The organism is Psychrobacter pasteurii, assembly GCF_900162815.1.
Classification (GTDB): domain Bacteria; phylum Pseudomonadota; class Gammaproteobacteria; order Pseudomonadales; family Moraxellaceae; genus Psychrobacter; species Psychrobacter pasteurii.
In genome coordinates this window covers 1-21498 of the sequence record NZ_FUGD01000138.1, presented here as the reverse complement: position 1 = coordinate 21498, position 21498 = coordinate 1, and the positions used below count along the sequence as shown (strand labels likewise).

The following is a 21498-nucleotide window of genomic DNA, read 5'->3' as shown; positions in this document are numbered from 1 at the left end:
TATTTTGTTCATCTGGTAACTGACTACCATAAATATTTTTAAACACCTCTACGGTCGAATTTAGAGCGTTTGTATAACTCTCTCGCTGACCACTAGGCAACTTAAGAACATCAGAGTAGGCATACTTGAATTGAAGGCAGGTTTTATTAAGCGTATGTACCTTAGGTAGTCCCTCTGGCCTCAATGCTCTAATTAAAATCTGAAGTTGTTGCTATGTATATTGGGCCTCTACCTTGTGTATAGCAGGTTGTCTGTACCACTCCCAATAATTGACAAAAGCGTCATGATTTTCCTCAATATAATCCATGAGCTGTTTGGCAGTTAAGTGATAATGATGATCTTCAGGTTTAGAAAATCTGGTTAACTTTCCTTTGCTCACGTTAACTTTGAAATATTGAGCAACCTTCATAGCTCTATAGGAGTTAAGCTCATTTTCTAGGATATAGTTATCCTCCTTTCCTGTTAAAACTTCTAATTCTGGTGCCCCATGATCAATCGCATTTAGCATCTCGAGCATAGCCTCTACTCTGGCTGATCTAAGAGCATTGTAACGCTGCATATGTCGTTTTCGCTTATTCATAAAAACCTCATCTTAAATAGGTACAGACAATTATAGCGGAATAGGTACACCCAGTCATTATTTATTAGGTACAGTCAATTATATTTCAGTAGGTACAGACAGTGAATAGTAGATATATTTATAAAATTTAAGCCAGCAGTCACAAAAGGGGGCTATTTTATGCTACGCTAAAAATATCCTATCCCTTGTGTGTGCTGGTTGGGGAGACCCCAAACCCCCTTCAATCTTTTAAGGTGTGTCTTATTATGTCTGATATCAGTCCTACTAATTTGGATAAGAGAGCCAAACGTACTCGTGAAATATCAATCCGAGTGAACGATTATGAGCTGGCAGAACTTAAAAAAAGAAACAGAGGAAGTACTGTTGCAAGCTGGCTAAGGGATCTTGCTCTAGGGGTGACACCTGTGAAGCCAGTTGATCCAGATTTAGTACGCCAGCTTGGGCGAATAGGTAGTAACTTGAATCAGTTAACTCGTCATGTGAATACAGAAAGACAGGTAGATGCTCAAGTATTGCATGAGATAGAAGCGATACGTGAGCAGATGCATCTGTTAATCGAGTCAAGTATAGAGGCCTCAAAAAAGTCAGCGAGGGACAACCATGATCGTTAAATTCTCAAAGCATGGTAAAGGCAAAGCCAGCGGCGTTTTAAACTACCTTCTTAAAGAGAAAGGATCTGATGGCACCCTAGTACCTAGAAAGCACGCAAAAGTGCTCTACGGCAATCCTGTGCTTACTGAGCACCTAATTGATACTACGGTGCATAAGTCCAAATATAAGTCTGGCTACTTATCATTTAGCGAGCGTGCCGATGAGATAAGCGAAGATGATAAAAAGCGGATTATGCGAGAGTTTGAGCAGGTGATATTTTGTGGGTTAGAGCCAGATCAGTACGACATTCTATGGGTAGAACATGCAGACAAGGATATTGATGACAATAATCCGGTTGGGCGTTTGGAGCTAAACTTCGTCATACCATGCCAAGAGCTGCGCACAGGAAAGTCGTTTCAGCCGTACTATGAGCCTGCGGATCAAAGACGGGTGAATGCATGGAAGAACATAGTTAATGCAGAGGTTAAGACCATACGTGGAGAGTCCTTGAGTGATCCTAATGACCCTAAAAGACAACGTTTAGTTAATCCTTATAATAGCCATGCACCAAGGCCAAGTCCTTTTAACATCAATAGTTATTCAAAAAAACAAAGTGATGAAGACGATAAAATAATTCAACACCCCAAAAGCCGTCGTGATTTAGAAGAGGCACTTAAACGGCGGTTATTTCTTGAGTCTCAAAGAGGGGTAGTTACCAATCGTCAATCGCTTTTGACCACGTTAAGGCGCTGGGGACTTAACGTCAATCGGGGTAATAGCGAAACCAGTGTGTCAGTGAAACACGATGATCTCAAGGATAAAAATGGCAGGGTTATGAGTGTGAGGCTTACGGGAGGTATGTTTGCTAAAAACTATAAGGGGATTGAGTTTAAGCCATATATCCAACAGATTAACAGCAATACCTACTACAGTGAGCCTAATAAAACTCATCGCAGTCAATTAGATAAGATGGATTTAGAGGAAGGAATTAAAATTAAAGCCCAATATCATCAGGAGCGATATAAGGAAGCTATTTTGCCTGAACCTTTGGTAATACCAAAAGCGAAGGTTGCTAACAGTGTTGAGGAAGTACCAGATCCTCAAGGAACAGAGGCATCAAAGAGCTATACGCCTTTTTTTAGACGTTAGTGAATTTTAGGAAAGTCTCGATTTCACAGACTATAGGGATGATGACATACGTGAGTTATTCTCAAATCAGCAGGTTGATGCGTTAGCGCCCTATAATGAAGGTTATCGTGGATAATGTATTTTTAGTTAGGCACAATGTGCGCTAGTTTTGTTTCTTATTTTTTTACAGGATTTTTTATCATGACAAGTACCCAACAACGTGCGGAACTGCATCGACAAATTTGGCAAATTGCAAACGAGGTTCGTGGCTCAGTCGATGGGTGGGACTTTAAACAGTATGTGTTGGGGACTTTGTTCTATCGCTTTATTAGTGAAAACTTCTCCAGTTATATTGAGGCGGGGGATGAGAGTGTTAATTATGCCGCTCTTCCTGATGACGTGATTACTGCTGATATTAAAGACGATGCGATTAAGACTAAGGGTTATTTTATATACCCAAGTCAGTTGTTTGCTAACGTGGCTGTCAATGCGCATAGAAACGAGAACTTAAATACGGATTTGACGGCAAGGGTCATACGCTTTAAGGTTCAATTTAGACATAGTTAAAAGAATGACTTATCAAAGGTTTCTTTTAAGCTCTTAGGCTCGCGGCGTTTAACGTCATTCAGTTTATGACGAGTCTGCGAGGCTATTTGATATGCTTTTAGACGCGACTGTTGCAAATTACCAATCGGACGGTTTTCCTCTAAGCAACGAAATGGCGTAAAAGACAAGTTTTCCATAATATCAAAATGACCGTCATCAGGCACATCTTGGCAAGGAATCGTCAGCGTTGCTACCGTCACAAATGGCGCATCAGATTCTTTCCATTCGGTGGTTATCTCTTCAATCGGCTGCTTTTTTAGATGACGACAAAGCTGAATTTGGACATCAAACTGATAATCATGCTCGCGTATCTCATCGATAATCAGCGGGCGAATCGCTTCCTCGCGTGCATTCACATCAAGCTCACGACGGGTAACTTTTTTAGCCGCTGCTTTGGTTGGCGTGACTCTTATCTTCGCCATATAGTCGCCATGACGCACCACGCCTTGTGAATGGAAATCATAAAGTAAGGTGTTTTTTGGCTCAATCGTTGTAAATCCACCAACTGCTTTAAAGGTTTTAAAAGATTCTTTGGTCGGTAACCTTGAGCCATAGTTGGTTAACCAATTAAAGGCCAATTGCGCTTTACCTCTTGCGCCTTTTTCAGTGTATTTTGGTAGCTCTAAAAACAGCTTAGAGATATAAGCATAATCTTCGATTCGATTACAGAAAAACACCGGATGATTGATCAAATTAAAATCAAAGTTAGTGCTGTCTTCTTCGCCTGGCGCGAGTTTTTCACCTGCTACATCAAAGACCTTAATCGCTAAGCCTTGCGCTAAGCCAAGCTTACTATCAGGCGAAACACGCGAGGCACCATTAGAAAAACGGATAACGGCATCATGAATGCCTGATTTGGCATAAAAACCTTGCGCGTATTCAGCAGGCAGATTGTCTAATATCTCAAACTTGGCTTTAAGGGCGCAGTAGCCTTTGGCATGAGCATCGCGCGTATGATAATCGATGTTGCTGGCTTTATCACTTCGAGCGATATAGTTTTTAATATCGTCGGTAATGGTGCGGATATTACGTTCGTCTTCTGCGCTCAGTTGAATATATTTTGCATCATAAGGCACATATTTAGTTTTGAATAATTTTTTTAACATTTTTCAATCCTTTTTTATAAGTAGCTGTTCTTGTAAATGAAACGGTATTTTTAAACTTTTAAGACAATTCACTAATCCATTCTAATGCCGATAAGCTTGGGATAAATAAATACTCACCGCCGTACAAGGTATTGAAGGTTTCGATACCGTGATAGCGCTGACGAATAGGGTCAGCAGGTACGGTAAAGGTATCGGCAGCTGCGTCTTTATCGCCATGATGGACACCAAGCATCGGATCTTTTTCTTCTCCTAAGCTCATAAAATTACCATCATTGATCCACTGCGATTGTAAAAACTCAACGGTCTCCATAGCATGGGCGTTGATACCAATAAAGAATAACCCGCGCTCTTTGCCATCATCCTCAGTTACATCGGGCGACAATGCCTCACCAAAACCAACGCTGCGTCTAACAATACGATGCAAACGCACATCAGATAAAATAAAGTCTTTGCTGTCTCTTGGATTCATACGCCTAGCATGCGCGCCAAATGGACATTTTTTACCATAAGGGTCATCTTTATAGCCAAAATTATTGTTGCGGTTGGGGTCATCGCCCAGTTTCTTATCATCGTGCTCAGGAGATAAGACTAAAGGTGCACCTGAGCGCCAACGTCCCCACATTTTTGCGCCCAGTAACTCCGCTTCTTCGTCACTCTGCGTATTATCTTTTAGAAATTTATTAAAGGCGGCGACATGACTGTTATAGGCACGCAATACCATAAATGAGCCGTTTTTGCCCAAGACTTCTGGCTGCGGCATTGGCGCTATCGTGCCCGCTTCGCCCTTATAACCTAATACAAACTCGCCTGCTGCTATCGCCTCACCGTCAAGACTTGGCGGCGTTTGAATACCGCTGCCTTGAATCTCTGGATTACTGATACCATCGCGATAGCCAAAGACGTTTTTGACGTTATTGTCTGAACCGAAAGTATGCTCCATAAGAATTTCAATATCGCCATTGGCGGGATTATCTTCATCGATATATGGCTGAATATTGTCTTGCAGCTCCTTTAGCTTTATTTGCCATTTCTCTTTACTATCAGCAATAATGGCCGCACCGACATGGATATCGCCTTTATCACCAAAAGGGGCAGCCCAGTTTTCTGGGGCATTGATATCGAAATCCCGCAGCTTTTCTGCGCGCTTCGCCATACCTGCTTTAAAGGATTCTGGAAAGCTATCCAATGACGACCGCGGCACGCCGAGCGCCTCTAAACCATCATAAGTCATGACAATAGATAGCGTCGCTTGCATGTCTTTATGCCACGCCTTACTGCTAGTCACGTCAGGCAAAACGGTTTTGAGTAGTTGGCGCCCAGCTTCTGCATTATTGATTTTCAGCGCAACGATTGTTCCATAATAAGGCGTTGGTCGGTCGCGTAAAATAATGGATTGAATGTCTTCTAGCTGCATGGTGACGGTATTTGGATTAAAGACGCCGCGTGCTTTATTCGCTAAAGTCTCGATACCGTCGCCGACTTCTTTTTTAATATCTGCTAACCAAGATTCAACATTGCTATCTACGATACGATTGCCAAAGTCATCCTTTAATTCATGCAGTTTGCTGGTTAAAGGATGATTATCTTTTGAAGTACTATCATTTTTATTATTATTTCCAGTGTTTTCACTCATTGTTAACCCTATTTTTATCATTGTCTGAGTTTACTTTGCCCCTACCTTTTATATCACCCAACCCATTTAAAAATGGTGATATAAAAGAATGGCATAAATTAGTAATATCTTATTGTTTTATCACAAACTTTAAGACTGTGCTTCATCCAGCGCTTTATTAATGCCTTTAACGATGCGGTCTTGGCGGCGAATATCTTGAATAGTCAGATGCGGAACTCCTACATACCAACCAGCGGCAGTGATTTGATGATCTAAAATGAACTGTTTGACACTCGGGTCTTTAATGCCAGGCCAACCTTCAACGTTACCGAATAAAATATCCATCAGCTCAGGGATTTTGGTTGCAAAGTCGTCGATATAAGGGTCCCAATCGCCATCATAAGCAGTACAAAATAGCACTCTAGTATCATCATCTAAAAATACAAAGCGCAAATCGTGCAACGTCCCAACCCGCGTGGCACCTTTTAGATTGCCGCCAGCGATTTTTAAAATTTCCTTTAGACGCTCTGCACCGCCTTCTTTTAGAGGTGCGATAACCGTTAACTCTGAAACCTTACCTGATTTAAGCCCTTTCTCACCGGCAGTGGTCGTTGAATGATCGTAGCCATCCTCCCCGCCTTCTTTTATATTGGCCATCAGAAGGTTGGCACGCAGCTTAAAAGCATCGATGGACTCAGTGATTCTGTCTTTTAGATCTTCAGAGTTATCGATAACAGGTTTTTTATTTTTTTTAGCATTATTGTTTTTAGAATCAGTACTCATAATATTCGTCCTTATAATTTGGAAACGCCTTATAGAAAGATATCTTCTAAAAAGATACCTTGTACAAAATATATTTATAAAAATAAGTTGTCGATTCGCTATCAACTTATTGGTTTTTACCATAACAGACATGATAAAAATCTCGAAGCGGAGCAAGTTATTTACACAAAATTAAACAGAGAGCACCTATTTGTCTTCTTTAGTTTACCAAGTTTTTGTCTACGGTTTTTTCAGCATACATCACTAGTGAATGGTTATCTGTTTAAGCTGCATTTTTAATAAATATTTTTAACTAAATATTTATTAATTATTTGTATTAAATTGACAGTGTGTCTTCTGTTACTCTGTTTATGAGTTAGCAACTGAGCTGTCTATTTTTTAACTATAATTAATATAAGAGGTGATTATGAGCTTTACAGATACAGAACGTGTGATTTTAGCTAATCAATATGAAATTTTGGGTAAGTTAGGTAATGAACAAGTATACCCTAGCGGAACCACCTAAAAACGCCTTATAAAATATTAATAGACCACCTAAAATAGACCGTTATAGTAGAACCACTTATAACAGACTATTTTGAGTGTTTATGTTTATTAGAGCCTACCTTCGTGCCTCAACCAAGGATCAAGATGCCAATCGTGCTAAAGATGAACTTATTGCTTTTGCTAGAGAGTATGGCCATAAAATAGCAGCGTTCTATACTGAGAACGAGTCAGGAGCGAAGCTAGAACGTCCACAACTCATGCAGCTCATTGATGATGCTTCTGATGGAGATGTGATCTTAGTTGAACAGATAGACCGTTTGGCACGTTTAAATCAAGCTGACTGGGATACCTTAAAGAGAAAACTATCAGCCAAACGTCTTTCGGTAGTGTCTAAGGAGTTGCCCACGTCATATATGGCATTGCAGCAAGGTAATAGCTCCGAGTTCATGGAAAGCGTACTGCGCGCTATAAATGACATGCTACTTGATATGTTAGCGGCCATTGCCAGAAAGGATTATGAGGATAGACGTAACCGTCAAATGCAAGGTATTGCACGCGCTAAAGCTCAAGGTAAATATAAAGGGCGGGGCAAGGACATGGAAAAGCGTAAAATTATTGCCAGCCTTCTAAACTCAGGTCACAGCTACTCTGATATTCAACAGACTGTAAAGTGTTCAAGACAATTAATTGCTGAGGTTTCAAAGGCATCAAAGCCAATATCCTCCTCTATATAATCTGACGAATATATTCAGACAGTAAAGCCAATATGCTTCCCTGTAGGTAACTCCACATCAATACGAAGCTTACCACCCATGGCTTCAACATATTTTTTCATGGTTGAGATTTTAAGGTCATTGCCACGGTTTTCTATAGCAGATAGTGAAGGCTGCTTAATGCCCATAGTTTGAGCAAGTTCTTTTTGAGAGATTTCAAGCTCCTCTCGGATGCGGTAGAGTTGGTTTTCCAAAAATAGCTGCTCGGCCAGTTGCTGAATACGCGCCTGGCTGTCTAAAGAACGCTCTGCTAACAGCTCTTGTAGTGTCTTAGTCATGTTATAAATCTCCCAAAGTTTTAAGGTGATGCTCATACTGTTGATCGGCTGTGGCTAGCATTTCTTTATAAAAGCGCTTGTTATTACTCTTATCACCGATACAAAGTACAATCGCTTGCCTTTTTGGATCAAATGCGAAAAAGGCTCTCAATGGTTTACCTCGATGCTGGACCCGAAGCTCTTTCATGTTGGTAAACTTTGAGTCATACACAGTGTCCACTAAAGGGCGCCCTAGGCTCGGGCCTTGCTGCTGTAAAACCACTAAAGCGGCAAGCACCTTCTCTTGTGTCGATTGATCTTGCTGATAAAGCCAATCATTGAATAGATCGGTTGTGATGACAGTCCACATATAAAACCATAATATAGATTATAGTCTATATACTACTCCTAATCGATGCTCATGACAACTACGTTACTTGGCTACTCTTTAACAAGCTACTAAAGGTGTTGCTCGTTAAAAACTAACTCTCCATGAGAGTATTTACAAAGACAAGCTCCACCATCTTTTCTTGCCCTTAGTGTTGATAGCTTCTTGATTAGTAGCAGGTTTTGAATTTGACTCAGAACTTACTATTTCACTGTCTTCATGATTGTCCTTGGGATTGTTTTCGTCTTGAGAGATACTTGATACTGATAAGTTACTTTTCATCTCTAATAGCTTGGTCTGTGCAAAGTCCCGAATACTGGCATTCGCTTTGTCCAAGCTCTTACTTAACTGATCAATTTGCTTTTGGTAATTTTCAACCAACTGCTTGTGATGATCCACCTGCTGCTGCAGGTGGACGTTTTTTAGTTTTTCCATCTCCAGTTGATGTTTTAGCTGAACGTTTTCCTGTTCAGCTTCAATGTTCACTGGCGTCCAGTGAACATTATTTTCATTTTGTTCAGTACGTTCAGTGCTTGGTGGGCTTCCAAACACCCGTAACATTTCAGTAGTATCTATTTTCTTGTCTGAATTTCTTGAAAGCTCGCCATCATCTATCTTTTTGTAGATTGTGGTCCTTGATACACCCCATCTTTTTGATGCTTCTGATACTGATATGTTCACATAGCCTCTCTTTGTTCAATGATGTCCTCTGATGTATACCTAGTACAGTATCATAGTTGTTCTAGATGGTTGTCCAATTTCACCGAAAGCCATATACTAAAACTACCTAAAAAGGGTTCAATTAACATCCTTATACTTTGTTATAGCCTCTAATAAAGGGGCATAAATTTAGGTTTAGCCTAAACTAAAAATGGAATAGCTCATATCCCATAAGATATGAAGTAAAATTATAAAGGATAAAAATATGCGCCAGAAAAAACAAAAAGCCAGATTTAAAAAATTTAATAATACTAAAGATGCTATAAAGATTGCAGAAAAAATACAACTGGTTCAGATCAGGATACTATTCATAGCTATCCTTACTATTTTATTAATAGGGTTAGGCATTAGTTTTATAAGAAATTGACATACAAAAAAACCGCATTTTAAAAAATGCGGTTAGGAGCGATACTTTAGGTATGATTTTATTGTTTTTGTATTTTAAAATTAATACTAGTTGCTAGTAGTCGTTCTCACGACGCCAATCATCAACCTCACGTTCCACCTCTTCTTTAGTTCGGCCAGAACGTTCTTGTAATCGTCCTACCAACTTATCGCGGCTACCGTCGATATGAGTCAAATCATCGTCGGTTAGATCTGCCCACTTCTGCTTAACACTACCTTTAAGTTGGTTCCATTCACCTTTTAAAGTTTCATTGTTCATTTCCATACTCCTTGGATTATGATTAAGTAATTTGTACTCATCAACTTCTTAACTAATCATCAGTTGATATAAACACTATAAGCACGGCTAAAACAAATGTATGTAGCATGAACGTTTTTAGTGTTCTATGTGCTTTAATCCTTATTGCAGCAGTCTTACATATGTGTAAGTTGTGTTGTAATTTGAGAAATTAATTCAGATTAAAGAAGGTTGACCATAGATAATTTTAGTGGCCGTGACAACTTTCTTAAGCATTTACCTTGTAGGAAAAGAACCTATGGATTGGGCCAATATATTTATTCTCGATACGACGTGGGCATTTGCTGCTGAAATTGCTGTACGTGTCACTGTGATGTTTATCATGATCATTTTATTTCTACGGTTCACTGGGAAGCGTGGTGTTAGGCAGCTCTCTATATTCGAGTTAACTATCATTTTATCATTAGGGTCCATCGCAGGGGACCCTATGTTTACTAAGGATTTACCATTAATTCAGGCATTGCTTATTATGAGCATTGTAATATGTCTCTATCGATTATGTACTTGGCTCATGATGAAATACCAACCATTTGAAGACCTTTTAGAAGGTACTTCGCTTTATATCGTAGAAGATGGTCTATTGGTCCTTGAGAAAATTGAAGGAGGTGAGATGTCACATGATGAATTTTTTACTGAAATGCGTATGCAAGGTGTTGAACATTTAGGTCAAGTTCGAGTTGGTTTGTTAGAGACCACTGGAGATTTTAGCCTATTATTATACCCTCACGACCAGGTACGTTATGGTTTACCACTTTTTCCTAAGCAATATAAATTAGTCGATCAGATAAACGCCGATGAGTATTATGCTTGCATGTATTGCGGCTATGTTGATAAGCCTTTGAAGGTCGATCAACCCTGTGGGCGATGTCAAAATAAGTGCATAGGATGGGCTAAAGCCATTAATAACAAGATTATAAGGTAACCAAATTTTAAAAAATTGTACTCCGTTGTAGCTAGAACGGACAGGCACCTCTCCTCATGGCACTTAGTGTATTGTTATGTGTGAATTGATCTCAGAGCCAAGGCCAGTTGTACGAATTGAGGACACGTCCTAATATTAGGGCTGACTTACAACATCAATAACACTCTTACAAATCAGGCTATTAATGGTGCGAAGCTTTTGTTCAGGCGGACCTTGGCAAACACTACGAAAATTATGAATCTCATTTTTATAACTAATACAATAAAAAAACGTACCGACTGGTTTCTCCTGTGTTTCAGAACCACCGGACTTTAACAATCCTGTACAGGCGACATATATATCTGCCTTGATGATTTCTTTAGTTTTATTCACTAACTCCTCAGTTACTTCAGAAGATTCAGGCGTATACTTATCAATAAGGTGACTTGATATATTTAGCATACTTTGTTTTATTCTCACGTCATAACACACCAAGCTGCCCATTAGTACATCGCCTGAATAAGGTGTTAAAGAGAAGCGATGTGCAAGATAGCCTGCCGTAGCACTTTCAATAAAGATCACAGTCAGCTGCTTATCTGCTAACAACTTTGCACAACTATTAGGCATGACACTCCCCTCAAAAAAGACCTTCACAAACTAAAAAACAATAGCATATAACAGCAGAAACTAATTGCTAATACAAAAATATTTCGAGATGAGAAAATTAAAAGGTTGGTCTTAATTGATTGTGAACAATCTTTTTATCACACTAAAATAGTGTAGTGATAGGATGCGGCGAGTAGCTTTACCACTTTATATGTCTCTCGATTATTACTATTAGAGGATTTTAATGAGTAAGAGTTCAATAATAGCGGAGCATATGATCAGTTACAAAAGACGTAATAAACTGAACATTCTTACCCTCGAGTGCCTGTAAATTTATGGCAAGATTATTATCAGGCTCGATTGCGTGAGACTGGTTATCTAGACATCCATAAACATTATTGCGTCTACTCTGAGAAAGCGAATAATCTCAAATTTAGGAGAAAGGAGTTAAAGTACGACGCTTTGCTAAAAAGGAATAAAAGTGACTTCAGGAAGAAGCTTCAGTATAAACAAACGACCTTTATATATTCCCCCACAAAACTTTGCTGACTATTTATACGATCATCAAGAGTATTGCCTGTTTTTAGATATAGACGGCACGCTTGCTGGCTTTACGTTGAACCCTAAAGACAGTACTATCCCAGCGCCTACCTTAAAAACCTTACAAAAAATACAAATTCATGGCGTAAAAATAGCAGCCGTAACAGGTCGTAGCATGGAAGAAGCAAAACAGATGCTGTCTCCTATAAGGTTACCCATTGCTGCCACTCATGGGCTAGAAATAGGAGGTCATAGTGATATCAATGACAATGAGATAAGCACTGCTTCTGTTAATACCATTGAGCTTAATTCCATCATCCAGTCGATTAGCCAATCTTGCGAATTCTTTGACGACTTTACCATAGAGAATAAACCCTACTCTGTCGCTCTGCATTTTCGCCAAAACCCTACATTAGCCGATATGGCGCACACCATCATGTTAGAAACTGCAAAAAAACATCCTAACTGGGTGTTAAAGCCCGGCAAGTTTGTTTGGGAGATGACCCCTAGGGGCGTCAATAAAGGTCTGGCTATCTTAACCCTACTAAAAAAGATGCAGATCAAAGAGGATGTTTGTCCTATTTTTATTGGCGATGACATTACTGACGAAGCAGGGTTTCTCGTATTACAAAATGGAGATCCACAACCAGAAAAAAGCAAACTATTAGAAACCTGTGGTTTTGAAAAGATCAAAGGTATGGGAGTTAAAGTTGGGAGCGGACCCTCGCATGCAAATTACTATGTAAACAATATTGAGGAGGTAACTATTTTACTCAATAGCTTTTTAAGGTTTTGTCAAAAGAACACCCTAACTTCTGACTGACCAGAAGTTAGCAGCAATTCTTAATAAAAATATAAGTAGAGGTAATATGAGTCGCTTAATCGTCTTATCTAACCGAGTTAAAATGCCTGACAATACGCCTATGGCTGGCGGACTCGCCGTAGCATTACAGGATGTATTGAGAGGCAGTTCAGTCGTTTGGATGGGCTGGAATGGTGACATCATTGACCTGCCCAATGACAGCGTCGGCAATGAATTTAGAAGTAATAAACGAACTGCTTTAACAAATACTAAGGCTGATTTGACGCAAGCAGACACCACCCTCACTTATATCACAACAGCGCTTACTACCGAGCAGTATCAGAAGTTTTACTGCGGTTTTTCTAATAATGTGCTGTGGCCCCTAATGCACGAGCGAACCGATTTAATTCATCAAGCGCCAGATGATTACGCAGGGTATCAAGCGGTAAACCGTCTTTTTGCCAAACAGTTAAAGAAAGTTATTGAATGTGATGATGTGATTTGGGTGCATGATTATCATTTTCTGAGTATAGCATACCATTGCAGGCGATTAGGCATCAAAAACCGTATAGGCTTTTTCTTACATATTCCATTTGTGTCATTGAAATTTTGGCAACAGTTGGATAAAAGTTCTGAGCTTATTCATCATTTTGCTCACTATGATGTATTGGGTACGCAAACTCAGGAAGATAAAGCTAATTGTCTTGAGGTCGTCCAGCATTATTTGAAAGATTTCTTAACAGACAGCCCCCTAACGCACTATTTAGGAGACTTACCAATAAATGTGTCACATTCCCAACAAATCCTCAGTATCACTAATCGTTCGATAGATACACAAATTCTACTAAATTTAGACTTAGGAGTGCCTCATAGCTTACTGATTGATAGCTATCCGATTGGTACAAATGTGGCTAAAATCCAACAGCAAGTTAGCCACTTGTCTTCGCAATCCGCCAAACATCCTGATAAAAGGAAGCTGGTAAAATCTGCCGATCAGCAAATTATTGCTGTAGATAGGATTGACTATTCAAAAGGTTTGCTAAGACGATTGTCAGCCTATCGTGATTTTTTAGAGCAAAATCCGACCTATCAAAACCAGCTGACGCTATTAAAAGTTGCCTGCCCCAGTCGCTTAGATTTACCCGTTTACCATGAGCTTTGTAACAAGGTCAGACAAGAGGTTAATGATATCAATCATCAATTTTTGCACAATACACATGTTCAAAAAGATGCCACTGAAAGTCGCCTAGCCATTAATTATAGCGAAACCGTATTAAGCCATGAAGCATTGATGATGCTGTTTTGGCAAAGTGATGTTGGTTGGGTCAACTCGCTCAAAGATGGCATGAATTTGGTTGCTAAAGAGTATGTCGCTGCTCAAAACCCTGACAATCCTGGCGTGTTGTTGATCTCACGCTATGCTGGAGCTGCTGAGCAAATGAAGGCGGCAGTCATCATCAATCCGTACCAGCCCATTAGCATGACAGAGGGTTTAAAAACCGCCCTAACCATGCCATTAGATGAGCGAAAAGCTCGTTATCATGAGTTAATCCAGGGGTTGAAACAAGAGAATTTACACGTTTGGCATCAAGGCTTCCTAGAAGTTTTATATAACCATAAATCGTACAAAATAGATAATTTTGACCCTGATAAAAAACAATTGTCTGACTCATAATAATAACGAGGCTCTTATGTCAATACTTAATAAAAAAAATCCTTTGTTATCAGATATCAAAGCCAGTATAGAAAAAATACTAGGAGCTAATAGCCAGTCTATTAGTGCTGTGACTACAATCGATAAATTACGCCAAGATATTTTGAAAGTATTAATCGAGTATAGCGACAGAGTTCCGCACCCTGCTAGTGGTGCTAAACATGTAAAAGAGTCAATATCAGGCACGTTGGCGCGTTGGCAAATTCTGGCCTATGTATCGGGCATTGACTTAACGATTGCAAAATGGTTTGAATCGCATTTAGACTCCCTAAGCATCTTACACGAATTGGGCTATGATGATTTAGAGCAAGGGCTTTGGGCTATTTGGGCAGCAGAGGGTCATCCCGATCCTATACATTATAAGCATGGGCAAGCGAGGGGCACCAAAGCCTGGTGCTCAGGCGCCAACATGGTTGACCATGCGCTTATGACTTATCGTGATGATAATAATCACGCGCAACTGCTTATGGTGAATATGCAGCAACCTGGCATTAAAATTGACAATAGCAAGTGGCATGCAGTTGGAATGCAAGCTACTGATACAGCGACTGTACAATTTTCTGAAGTAACCGCTAGCTCAGTGGGCCCTGCAAATGCCTATATAGAGCGCGTAGGATTTTGGCATGGAGCTGCGGGAGTGGCGGCTTGTTGGTTTGGTGCAACGACTTACTTGGCCAACTATTTAGTCATTGCTTATCAGAACAAACCAAACCACTATAAAGCTATGTATTTGGGTGAAATCAGTACAGCATTAGCAGTCACTCAGCAGTATTTTTATCATGTTGCTGACTTAATAGATAACCAGCCCCAGCTCAGCCATGAGCTTGTTATACGCCAATTAAGGTCACAAGTTGAAAAGGTCGCACGCCAAACAATTGAGAGTGTTGGTCAAGCATTAGGCGCGGCGCCATTTTGTCGTAACTCTCATTTTGCAAGGTTATCCGCAGATCTTCCTGTATTTATCCGGCAAAGTCATGGAGCATTTGATTTAGAAAAAATAGGTGAACTAACCAGCGTTTTAGCCTGGGAGGTAACAGAGGGACAAAGCCATATATGGCAACTATAACACCTAATAAAGCTGTAAAGCGTATAGACAAAGGTAATGCTTGGAGGGCTGTTATTACTCCTGACGCTAACCATCCGATTGTGGGTAATCGTGCGATTGAAGGAAATGGTACAAGTCTAGATAGCTGGAAAAATTGGTCAGGACTTCAAACACTTCCTTCATTAAATATCGCAAAAAGCTTTGCTGCGCATCAACGTATTTGTATCTTTGCCCCGCACCCTGACGATGAAGTACTCGGCTGTGGCGGGCTATTACAGCAGCTGGCGGCAAACGGCAATCCTATTGTACTTATTCACGTAACTAATGGTACGCAAAGCCATCCAAAATCAACCCTCTACCCTCCAGAGAACCTCAATGTTATTCGTCCGCTAGAAAGCATGCAAGCTTTAAAAGTCTTAGGGATTGCCCAGCAAGTTACGATTAAAGCGTTACATTTAACAGATGGGAATGTCTTTAATCAGCAAGAGAGTTTTTATAAAAAGCTGGTCGACTTTATTGAGCCGAATGATATTTTATTGACGACCTTTAGACGCGATGGACACCCTGATCACGAAGCAACTGGAAAAGTGGTCACCTCGTATGCTAAGCGACATCGTTTATATTGTTATCAAGTATTGATTTGGGCATGGCATTGGGCAAAACCTGCCGATAGCCGCATCCCTTGGCACTGTGCGCTACGATTGGACTTGACTGCTGAGCAATTACAACGGAAATCGCAAGCCATTACCTGCTTTAAAAGTCAGATTACTGCTGATGACAGTACTGACAATCCTCCTGTTTTATCTGCGCAAACTATCGCCAGAATCAGCCAACCTTGGGAAGTCTATCTATATGAGCCATACCTTTAATACCAATTTGGCTGACATTCGCCAGTATGACAACTCTTTAAAAAACTATTTTGACACGTTATATCACAACAATCCTGACCCTTGGCAGTATCAAACGCGTTGGTACGAAAAGCGTAAGAGAGATATTTGCTTAGCCATACTGCCAAAATCTCATTATACCCATGCTATTGAATTGGGCTGCGGAAACGGTGTGCTGAGTGAATTATTGGCTCAGCGTTGTCAAGCGCTAATCAGTATTGATGGCAATCAACAGGCTGTACAACTTGCCAAAGAACGGTTGGCAAAATGGCCTCATGCTCATGTCATACAAGGTGTAATTCCGCCTGTTTTATTAAATCTAGAGCAAAAATCTGTAGATAGCTCCTCTCTATCAAACAATGTATGTGCTACTGACTCGCGCTTTGATTTAATTGTCATTAGCGAGGTTTTATATTATCTACAACCTAATGATATCGATACAGTGGTGGCTTGGGCGCAGCAGAATATTGCGATAGGTGGTACATTGCTATTCTGTCATTGGCGTTATGCGATTGATGGCTTTGCTATGACGGGAGAAACCGTACATCAACGCTTACATCAAGCATTTAATGCTGTAAACGATAATGACAAAGCATCTTGCCAAGTACTTTTTAATCATCAAAGTCAAGTAGTCGATAGTGATTTTTTATTAGATGTTTGGCAAAATTCTCTAAATACGGTCGCTATGCAAGAAAACTTAATATAACGACGTCTGACAGTCAATAAACATGAGAGGAGACTATGAATAATGTAAAAATTGGTATTGTGATTCCTGCCCACAATGAGGAGGCATATATTGCCCAGTGTTTGGCGGCATTACAGTCCGCCATTTCACAACTACCACCCTTCAGCATGGTGCATACACTGGTGGTGCTTGATAGCTGTACTGATGAGACGCTATCAATCGTCAAAGCCGCAGGTGTTAATTATCTGTGCTGTGACTATCAGTGTGTGGGACAAGTGAGAGATATTGGCATTCGTCATGCGATTGCGAACGGTGCAACATGGCTTGCTTGTACAGATGCGGATTCAGTTGTGCATAGTGATTGGTTAGTTCAGCAAATGGAGCATATGACTCATCAGGTGACTCATATGATTTGCGGCGTGGTAGATATTGATAACTGGGATCATTTGGCACCAAAAACGCGTGACGATTATCTCGCTCACTATCAAGATAAGATGGGGCATTGTCATATTCACGGGGCAAATTTAAGCTTTAGCACTGAGGCTTATTTAGCGGTTGGCGGTTTTTCCCCCCTGCTTTGTCATGAAGATGTGGATCTGGTGAAAAGATTTGAAGTACATGGTTATGATATCACCTGGAGCAACCGTGTACGCGTAAAGACCAGTAGCCGATTAAAAGCCCGTACGAGCGAGGGATTTGCAGCATTTCTAACAAACTTAGAACAAAACAATCTCCATTGAGGTTTGACTTCCTTCCCTAGCTAAACCGAGGGGAGAAAGTTAATTTTTTGAGAATTCAAAAATTACTTAATCTTTGTAACCTGCGAAGGGTTGGGCAATATTTCTTGCTTGTCTGACCAAGAAAACATGTTAACAAGAATTGATCCAGAGACTGAATGCCAAATTGTAGCTACAGCTGCTACAACTGCTGCTTCAGCACTGCTCGGAAAAAACTTGGTACTTAACCCAGTTGCGAGACCTGCATTTTGTACGCCAACTTCAATAGCTAAAGTACGCTTTTTATCTTTATCTATACCCGCTATTGTTCCAGAAAAATTATGAATAGCAATAGTAACAAAGGCGATGAAGGCCGATTCAAATAACTTATTCCCAAATACAGAGACTACCCCCCCCACAATACAAGCAAAAGCTATGACGGCAATACCTGGCAGGGGCTGTCCTAGATAAGCACTAAAAAACTTACCAGTACGTTTTAGATGCTCAAAGTAAAGTGCATTAACATAGTTCCACACGAAGTTCACTGAACCGCTTAGCTGATTCAACTCTTTTATGTGTTTGTCTTTAATGCATAGCTTGAGTGTTTTCATATGCTTAGTATGGCGAGATTAATTTTAACTTACAATCCTTTAACTGCTTCTGACGACAGTGTGTGTCGCCGTAAACCACCCCCTGAAGTGGGTGGTTTACGGCGAATGGTGATAAATTAGTTGACCACTACGACTTTTTACTTACAACACGCAACCTTTTTAACACACGTTGATTATAAATCTTGTTTTTCGAGGTGCTAATATAATTGAGTAATACTTAACTCAGATAACATAAACCACTGATTCTAATAACTTTCATCTTGTATTATCACAGATTATTGGTTTATCGAGATTTTGCAATCTTTACTTAATTGGAGAAATTATGCGTGCTTTAACTTAACACGGTGCTAAAGATGTGCGAGTGGACAATGTCCCAGACCCTAAACTGCAAGAAAAAGATGATGTTATTTTACGTGTGACTGCAACTGCAATTTGTGGCTCAGATTTACACCTGTATCGTGGCAAAATGCCTGCAACCGAGGAAGGCGATATCTTCGGTCATGAGTTTATGGGTGTGGTTGAAGAAGTAGGCTCTGAAGTCACTGCTGTTAAAAAAGGCGATAGAGTTGTTATTCCTTTTGTTATTGCATGTGGTAACTGCTTTTTCTGTCAACATGACCTAATGTCCGCTTGTGAGACTACAAATACAGGCCCAGGCGCTGCTATTAATAAAAAAATAATTCCGCCACCGGCTGCTTTATTTGGTTTTAGCCATTTATATGGTGGGATTCCTGGTGGACAAGCAGAATTTGTACGGGTTCCTAAAGGTAATTTCGGTCCGTTCAAAGTACCTGGCTCACTGTCAGATGAGAAGGTTTTATTTTTATCAGATATTTTACCGACTGCATGGCAGGCCGTGACTAATGCCAATATTACTAAAGGTTCAACCGTAGCTATTTATGGTGCGGGTCCTGTGGGGTTGTTATCAGCAGCTTGTGCCAAAATGTTAGGCGCTGAGCAGATCTTCGTAGTAGATCATAATGACTACCGTTTGCAGTATGCCAAAGATACGTACGGGGCTATTCCGGTTAATTTCGATAAGGTAGATGCTGCTGAATTCATCATTGAACAGACCAAAGGACATCGCGGCGTTGACGGCGTTATTGATGCGATTGGCTTTGAAGCCAAAGGCAGTATACTAGAAACAATAATGACCAATTTGAAAATTGAAGGGTCAAGTGGTGCAGCTTTACGTCAATGTATTGCAGCTGTGCGTCGTGGCGGGGTCGTTAGTGTTCCTGGTGTGTATGCAGGACCCATTCATGGTTTCTTATTTGGTGACGCTTTTGATAAGGGGCTTACTTTCAAAATGGGCCAAACCCATGTACACAAGTATTTACCACAATTATTAGAGTATATTGAAAATGGTGATTTATCACCTGAAGCTATTATTACTCACCGTATGAATTTGTCTGACGCTGCTAAAGGTTATGAAATTTTCGAAAAGCGTGAAGAAGAATGTCGTAAAGTCATTTTAACTCCTTGATTTTTCAACTTTACCCTTAACTTTTCTCAAGCCCTAGAAGTTCAATGTACGTACAGGCAAGAAGCCTAATGGCAAATATAGCAGAATGCAATTTACAGGCATCACTGCTATATTTGGTTTGCAGTTATAGCTATTTTTCAAAACCGAGTTTAAGCCACCTATCCCAGGGTGTGGCGGAGTCAGAATTTAGGCGCTTGCTCATCGTCTAAATACTCTTTAGCAGGACGTTTTGTAAAGCGTTCAGGATCTTTTTTAATCCATTCAACCATGTGACTGACCCAAGCGCTACTTGATTGATTAACAGAGTTTTGAGCTGATACCAAGCCGTTATAATCTGCAATGAACTTCTTGCTGTGCACTGCTCTCGCCAGTTGCTTATCATTATAATTAGTCAACATATCAGCCGAATTGGGGGTGCGCTCTAAGCTCTTGTTTTTACCTTTTCCATCTTTTAACGCTTTTTCCCTTATATCTTCAAAACTAAAGACAATTTCATGGATAACTCGACCCTTTTTATTTTGGGTATAGCTGATACGGTAAGGAGTATGAGCCTCAATATCCTTGATGGCTTTATCGATAACATAACGTCTAAAATCATAAATTGATCCGTAGATTTCAGTGCAATTGAATTTTGCTCGTAAATACTCTACGGTATATGCCTTTTTCTTGTATTGTTGGTGCATACAGCTGGCAATAAGCTCAAACAGAACAACACCATAGCTTCCTAAATTAACAATCATTTTCCTTTCATACTTAGTGAAAGGATTTGCCTTGTCAAACACAGTTAACATCTCGATAACGGTATCATCTAGCTTTACTCTCACCAACCCTTCTTTTTCAATATAATCGCATTCAGAAACCCAACTAACTCCTTTCTTTGCTTGGTTGCCCTTGTAGTCATACCAAAAGAAAAACACCTTCTCTAAAATACTATCAGCAATAGTTTCTAGCTCGTTGTATAGATACTTACCTTTGAGGCCGTATTCGTTGGTAAAATCCTTAACTGCAACTGTAAAAATACGCTGTGTAGGGTCGGCATCAACTGCTTTACGCACTAAGGGAGATAGAAACATTATCAAACGTCTTTCATTCAACTCGAGATCAGTGATCGCATTTAATAAACGGTTTTGTATGACAAACCACTTGTCACCATATACCAACTTATCTTGTAATATTCTGTCTTTATCAATATCAGATTTGGAAGTCTTATCAACTGCTTTAGGTGTAAAAGTAGTAGGGGATATATCTAAATTAACACCATAGTTATCTAATACCGCTCGCTTCATGCTCTCATTGCCACCAAAAGACTCATCAATCAAAGCAAGCGCCTTTTGCAACTTCTCAAGCGTTTCATAATCCATTGCTTTATCCTTCCATAAACACCATCTTCAAACTTAAGCGGAAATATATCATAAATTTTCCGATAATACCCTATAAACTTCCGCATATAACCCTATAAACTTCCGCATATGACCCTATAAACTTCCGCATATGACCCTATAAACTTCCGTATATAAATATTTTTTTTAGCTGAAAATCATTGGTAATAAAGGGCTGTAGCGATTTTCCCAAAAAGGACAAAAGTATTTAAAAAGTATTTAAAAATAAAGAAAGGAAATTTTTTGTTTTAAAATAAAAAAACAACAAGAAAAGCCCTCAAATAATCGAAGACCATGATGATTATCTGGATCTAAAATTCACTCATATTTCTCTTAGCCAAAGGTGTTTTATCGACTAAACCCTCTTGAAGGCCTATGAGATCGTTGTAAATC

At 39.9% G+C, this 21498-nt stretch carries 22 protein-coding genes and 2 pseudogenes; 13 read left to right on the top strand and 11 right to left on the bottom strand.

Annotated features, from left to right (window positions below):
- Positions 1 to 211 precede the first annotated feature (211 nt).
- A complete protein-coding gene (locus tag A1232T_RS12180; protein WP_077449663.1) occupies positions 212 to 580 on the bottom strand; it encodes a hypothetical protein in 369 nt (122 codons plus the stop codon).
- Between the two features lie 245 nt (positions 581 to 825).
- Between A1232T_RS12180 and A1232T_RS12175 the strand changes: the two genes are divergently transcribed.
- The 3 genes and pseudogenes from A1232T_RS12175 to A1232T_RS12165 form a co-directional block, all read left to right on the top strand.
- On the top strand, positions 826 to 1191 hold the full coding sequence (locus A1232T_RS12175) for a MobC family plasmid mobilization relaxosome protein (RefSeq protein ID WP_077449662.1): 366 nt from the start codon (positions 826 to 828) through the stop codon (positions 1189 to 1191).
- Complete coding sequence (locus A1232T_RS12170) at positions 1181 to 2320, top strand: relaxase family protein (RefSeq protein ID WP_077449661.1); 1140 nt, start codon at positions 1181 to 1183, stop codon at positions 2318 to 2320. Before A1232T_RS12175 ends, A1232T_RS12170 begins: the two co-directional genes overlap by 11 nt.
- Positions 2321 to 2500: 180 nt before the next feature.
- Positions 2501 to 2827, top strand: a pseudogene (locus A1232T_RS12165) (type I restriction-modification system subunit M N-terminal domain-containing protein); the annotation flags it as partial.
- Between the two features lie 35 nt (positions 2828 to 2862).
- Here A1232T_RS12165 and A1232T_RS12160 read toward each other — a convergent pair.
- From A1232T_RS12160 to A1232T_RS12150, 3 genes are all read right to left on the bottom strand, one after another.
- The gene (locus A1232T_RS12160; protein WP_077449660.1) at positions 2863 to 4011 is read right to left on the bottom strand and encodes a catalase family protein; all 1149 of its coding nucleotides are present in this window, start codon (positions 4009 to 4011) and stop codon (positions 2863 to 2865) included.
- Positions 4012 to 4069: 58 nt separating this feature from the next.
- Positions 4070 to 5644 (bottom strand): Dyp-type peroxidase, encoded by a 1575-nt coding sequence (locus A1232T_RS12155; protein ID WP_077449659.1) that lies wholly within the window; start codon positions 5642 to 5644, stop codon positions 4070 to 4072.
- Positions 5645 to 5773: 129 nt separating this feature from the next.
- Positions 5774 to 6406: a hypothetical protein gene (locus A1232T_RS12150; protein WP_244152466.1), complete on the bottom strand. Its 633-nt coding sequence runs from the start codon at positions 6404 to 6406 to the stop codon at positions 5774 to 5776.
- A gap of 587 nt (positions 6407 to 6993) precedes the next feature.
- Here A1232T_RS12150 and A1232T_RS12145 point away from each other — a divergent pair.
- Positions 6994 to 7626: a recombinase family protein gene (locus tag A1232T_RS12145; RefSeq protein ID WP_077449658.1), complete on the top strand. Its 633-nt coding sequence runs from the start codon at positions 6994 to 6996 to the stop codon at positions 7624 to 7626.
- Positions 7627 to 7640: 14 nt separating this feature from the next.
- Here A1232T_RS12145 and A1232T_RS12140 read toward each other — a convergent pair whose 3' ends face one another.
- The 3 genes from A1232T_RS12140 to A1232T_RS12130 form a co-directional block, all read right to left on the bottom strand.
- Complete coding sequence (locus tag A1232T_RS12140; RefSeq protein ID WP_077449657.1) at positions 7641 to 7943, bottom strand: helix-turn-helix domain-containing protein; 303 nt, start codon at positions 7941 to 7943, stop codon at positions 7641 to 7643.
- Between the two features lies 1 nt (position 7944).
- The gene (locus tag A1232T_RS12135) at positions 7945 to 8292 is read right to left on the bottom strand and encodes a type II toxin-antitoxin system RelE/ParE family toxin (RefSeq protein WP_077449656.1); all 348 of its coding nucleotides are present in this window, start codon (positions 8290 to 8292) and stop codon (positions 7945 to 7947) included.
- A 132-nt stretch (positions 8293 to 8424) separates the two neighbouring features.
- A complete protein-coding gene (locus A1232T_RS12130) occupies positions 8425 to 8991 on the bottom strand; it encodes a plasmid replication DNA-binding protein (RefSeq protein WP_077449655.1) in 567 nt (188 codons plus the stop codon).
- A 244-nt stretch (positions 8992 to 9235) separates the two neighbouring features.
- Between A1232T_RS12130 and A1232T_RS14170 the strand changes: the two genes are divergently transcribed.
- On the top strand, positions 9236 to 9397 hold the full coding sequence (locus A1232T_RS14170; RefSeq protein ID WP_007395968.1) for a hypothetical protein: 162 nt from the start codon (positions 9236 to 9238) through the stop codon (positions 9395 to 9397).
- A 93-nt stretch (positions 9398 to 9490) separates the two neighbouring features.
- Here the strand turns inward: A1232T_RS14170 and A1232T_RS12125 are convergent, their stop codons facing one another.
- A complete protein-coding gene (locus A1232T_RS12125) occupies positions 9491 to 9694 on the bottom strand; it encodes a CsbD family protein (protein WP_077449654.1) in 204 nt (67 codons plus the stop codon).
- Between the two features lie 277 nt (positions 9695 to 9971).
- Here A1232T_RS12125 and A1232T_RS12120 point away from each other — a divergent pair, with 277 nt between their 5' ends.
- A complete protein-coding gene (locus A1232T_RS12120) occupies positions 9972 to 10655 on the top strand; it encodes a DUF421 domain-containing protein (RefSeq protein ID WP_077449653.1) in 684 nt (227 codons plus the stop codon).
- Positions 10656 to 10790: 135 nt separating this feature from the next.
- Here the strand turns inward: A1232T_RS12120 and A1232T_RS12115 are convergent, their stop codons facing one another.
- Positions 10791 to 11261 carry a CinA family protein gene (locus A1232T_RS12115; protein ID WP_077449652.1) on the bottom strand — a complete coding sequence of 157 codons (471 nt, stop codon included), beginning with the start codon at positions 11259 to 11261 and terminating at the stop codon, positions 10791 to 10793.
- A 460-nt stretch (positions 11262 to 11721) separates the two neighbouring features.
- On the opposite strand from A1232T_RS12115, the gene otsB reads away from it, so the two are divergent.
- Genes otsB through A1232T_RS12085 form a run of 6 tightly spaced genes read left to right on the top strand, consistent with a single transcriptional unit; the run spans position 11722 to position 17653 of the window.
- Positions 11722 to 12603, top strand: coding sequence for a trehalose-phosphatase (gene otsB, locus A1232T_RS12110; RefSeq protein WP_077449651.1), 882 nt, complete (start codon positions 11722 to 11724; stop codon positions 12601 to 12603).
- Between the two features lie 46 nt (positions 12604 to 12649).
- Positions 12650 to 14257, top strand: a complete 1608-nt coding sequence (locus tag A1232T_RS12105; RefSeq protein WP_077449650.1) for an alpha,alpha-trehalose-phosphate synthase (UDP-forming) — start codon at positions 12650 to 12652, stop codon at positions 14255 to 14257.
- A 16-nt stretch (positions 14258 to 14273) separates the two neighbouring features.
- Entirely contained in the window at positions 14274 to 15362 is a 1089-nt protein-coding gene (locus A1232T_RS12100; RefSeq protein ID WP_077449649.1) for an acyl-CoA/acyl-ACP dehydrogenase, read from the top strand.
- Entirely contained in the window at positions 15350 to 16210 is an 861-nt protein-coding gene (locus A1232T_RS12095) for a PIG-L deacetylase family protein (RefSeq protein ID WP_077449648.1), read from the top strand. Before A1232T_RS12100 ends, A1232T_RS12095 begins: the two co-directional genes overlap by 13 nt.
- Entirely contained in the window at positions 16194 to 16934 is a 741-nt protein-coding gene (locus A1232T_RS12090; protein WP_077449647.1) for a class I SAM-dependent DNA methyltransferase, read from the top strand. The genes A1232T_RS12095 and A1232T_RS12090 overlap by 17 nt, the downstream gene beginning before the upstream one ends.
- A gap of 35 nt (positions 16935 to 16969) precedes the next feature.
- Positions 16970 to 17653 (top strand): glycosyltransferase family 2 protein, encoded by a 684-nt coding sequence (locus A1232T_RS12085; RefSeq protein ID WP_077449646.1) that lies wholly within the window; start codon positions 16970 to 16972, stop codon positions 17651 to 17653.
- Positions 17654 to 18096: 443 nt separating this feature from the next.
- Here the strand turns inward: A1232T_RS12085 and A1232T_RS12080 are convergent.
- Positions 18097 to 18240, bottom strand: a pseudogene (locus A1232T_RS12080) (RNA-guided endonuclease InsQ/TnpB family protein); the annotation flags it as partial.
- A gap of 355 nt (positions 18241 to 18595) precedes the next feature.
- Here A1232T_RS12080 and A1232T_RS12075 point away from each other — a divergent pair.
- Positions 18596 to 19726, top strand: a complete 1131-nt coding sequence (locus A1232T_RS12075) for a zinc-dependent alcohol dehydrogenase (RefSeq protein WP_244152465.1) — start codon at positions 18596 to 18598, stop codon at positions 19724 to 19726.
- 179 nt (positions 19727 to 19905) lie between these two features.
- On the opposite strand, the gene A1232T_RS12070 is transcribed toward A1232T_RS12075, so the two are convergent.
- On the bottom strand, positions 19906 to 21087 hold the full coding sequence (locus A1232T_RS12070) for a replication initiation protein (RefSeq protein ID WP_077449645.1): 1182 nt from the start codon (positions 21085 to 21087) through the stop codon (positions 19906 to 19908).
- Positions 21088 to 21498: the final 411 nt, after the last annotated feature.